Below are 2,500 nucleotides of genomic sequence, written 5' to 3'. Positions count from 1 at the left end.
GCTTGGTTTTGGAAGTTCGCGAAGCCCACTTCTCAAAACCAAGCACCCCGCCCCGGGTCTCGTCTGTGTATTTCCCGCTGAGCGAGCTATAGATGCCATGCACCGATGCGCTAAAGCGGCGACTTGAAATTGGTGCTATATTTAGCTCGAGTTGTTAAGTGTTAGTACGGGAGTCTGATATGGGGCTGTTCAAGAAGAAAAACCCGCAGGATGCCTTTGATCCCGATGTGTTTACCATCACGGACACGATTTTGGACCCGCCGCGCTTTACGTTTTTGCCGGCTATCTACCAGGATGCCACGCGTCGCAAGTGGGCCGTGCATCAGCGCGGCGCGACCCCGAGGATTTTTGACTACGCGGATGTGCTGCAATGCGAGATTGTCGAGACCGGAAATCCCGAGGATGTGCCGCAGCTCAGCAATCGAGAGCTCGCTCAGCAGATTTTGATTAACCCAGCTCAGGCTACCAAAAACAATGCCGCCAAGCGTAACATGTGCCTTGGTATGGGTGTCGTCGTTGCCGTGCAAACCGGCGAGGATGAGATTTCGAAGCTTGAGATTCCTGTGACTGCGGGCGAAGTCAAGCGAGACTGCGGCCTATATCGGTCGTATCGGAACGTTGCGGAACAGATCAAAGAAGCCTTCGACGCCATGGGGCGTTCGGAGCAATGATGCCCGCAGCATCAAGCGGTCGAGGAGCCTTACCCATGTCGAGTGAACCATATGCGATTCCGCCCAAAGATCGCGCCTTTGAGGGCATTCTTTGGTATATCAAACATTATGACCTGCAGGGTGGCGACCGGCTGCCCGCCGAGCGCGTACTCTGTGAAGAGCTGGGCGTGTCCCGCACGGCGTTGCGCGCTGCGATCACGCGTCTCATTTCGTGCGGAACCTTGGAAAGCCGCCGCGGTTCGGGCACCTATGTGTGCCCGCCCAAGCCGCTGAACATCTTTCAGGAAACGTGGAACTATACGCAGGCGGTGGAGAGGGTCGGCTCAAAGTCAACCGCACGCCTGGTATGCTCCAAGGTCGTGTACGCCGATGTCGACCTGGCCCAAAAGGCTCAAATCGAGCTGGGCATGCCGCTCTTCTGCATTCGGCGCGTGCGCGTGGTCAATGGTTCCCCGGCGTCGATCGAGACGGCATACGTCAATCTGTCTTTGTGTCCCTCGCTTCCCGATCACGATTTCGAGCAGGAGAGCCTCTACGACGTTTTGCTCAAAGAGGGGAATGTCCGCGTGTCGCACGGCAAGGAGCATATTTCCATCAGCCGTCTGAACGCCGACGAGGCCAAGTTGCTGGATGCCCAGGAGGGCGCCCCGGTGTTTTATAAGGCTTCGCACGAGCGCGATGAGAACGATGGCTTTGTCGAGTATTGCAAGTCCGTGACCCTGCCGACCAAGTATCGATTTGCCGATAACGGTGAGGCAGACGGCGTTGCGACGAAGGTGGGTGTCGAATGGCTGAGGCAGTAGAAGACTTGCCGGTTTACAAGCAAATTCGCCGCTGCATTGCGGAGCGAATCGAGCGCGGTGACTATCCGACGGGCTCGATGATTCCGTCCGAAAATGAGCTGGCCGAGGAGTTTGGCACGACGCGCCTGACCATCCGCAGCGCCATGGATGAGCTGGTCAAAAGTGGCCAGATTCGTCGCGTGCAGGGCAAGGGCGCCTTTGTGGGGCACAAGTGGTTTGACGAGCACGCTCGCAAGGGCGGCTTCCGTCAGTCGGTTTTAGCTTCGGGCGCGACGCCGTCGGTGCGCATCCTGGCGCGCTCCAAACGCTATGCCGGCCCGTATTATGCCGACTTGTTTGGTATCGGCGAGGACGATCTGCTCTACTCGGTGCGCCGTCTTAACTGCATTGATGGTGAACCCGTGTCGATCGAGATGACGCTGATCCCGTGTCTGCTGTTCCCTGACATCGAAGACGTGGACATATCGGTTTTCAGCCTGTATGAGACCTATGACATGTTGGGCCGAAAGCCAGATAAATCGATTGAGAAGCTCGATATTGAGGCGCTGGGCGCACGCGATGCGAGTTTGCTCGATCTTGAGCCGGGCGACCTGGCACTCGTGCTGGAATGCCTGACCTATGACTCGAGTGGACAGGTTATCGAGTGTGCCAAGTCTTTTACCCGCGGCGATGCCGGCGGATATACCTACAACTATTAGTGTTCAGAGCGTCCTTGTGTACGGCAGGGCGCTCGTCTTTTATGGCCATATGTCGCTTGACCGATGGGCGGCAAAAACTGACCGTCTACCGAGAGAGGAGGATGAAATCGAAAAATCGGTATTAAAAACGGCTAACCTATAATCGTTCACTGGTATTAAGAACCTTTGAATTGTTGAGCTTGGGGCCAAGATGACCACAAGGTTAGGCGGTGCGACGGGACGGTAAGCCCGTCCGGGCCGTGTGACAATTCAAACTGCTCGTGAAAGGAGCGGGAATGAAGGAGACCGAGAAGATCGAGATCATGCACTTCGACCAGGAGGGCTACCT

At 56.4% G+C, this 2,500-nt stretch carries 3 protein-coding genes; all 3 read left to right on the top strand.

Going from position 1 to position 2,500, the window contains the following annotated elements; genetic code table 11:
- The first annotated feature begins 179 nt into the window (after nucleotides 1–179).
- The 3 genes from DXC79_RS09925 to DXC79_RS09915 are packed head-to-tail and all read left to right on the top strand — an operon-like array spanning nucleotide 180 to nucleotide 2,172.
- Nucleotides 180–671 (top strand): hypothetical protein, encoded by a 492-nt coding sequence (locus DXC79_RS09925; RefSeq protein WP_117636071.1) that lies wholly within the window; start codon nucleotides 180–182, stop codon nucleotides 669–671.
- Nucleotides 672–706: 35 nt separating this feature from the next.
- Nucleotides 707–1,474 (top strand): GntR family transcriptional regulator, encoded by a 768-nt coding sequence (locus DXC79_RS09920; protein ID WP_117636070.1) that lies wholly within the window; start codon nucleotides 707–709, stop codon nucleotides 1,472–1,474.
- Nucleotides 1,459–2,172, top strand: coding sequence for a GntR family transcriptional regulator (locus DXC79_RS09915; RefSeq protein ID WP_117636069.1), 714 nt, complete (start codon nucleotides 1,459–1,461; stop codon nucleotides 2,170–2,172). The genes DXC79_RS09920 and DXC79_RS09915 overlap by 16 nt, the downstream gene beginning before the upstream one ends.
- The last annotated feature ends 328 nt before the right edge of the window (nucleotides 2,173–2,500 follow it).

It is taken from the genome of Collinsella sp. TF08-11AT, from assembly GCF_003437035.1.
Taxonomy (GTDB): domain Bacteria; phylum Actinomycetota; class Coriobacteriia; order Coriobacteriales; family Coriobacteriaceae; genus Collinsella.
This window is presented reverse-complemented; position numbering and strand designations above follow the sequence as displayed.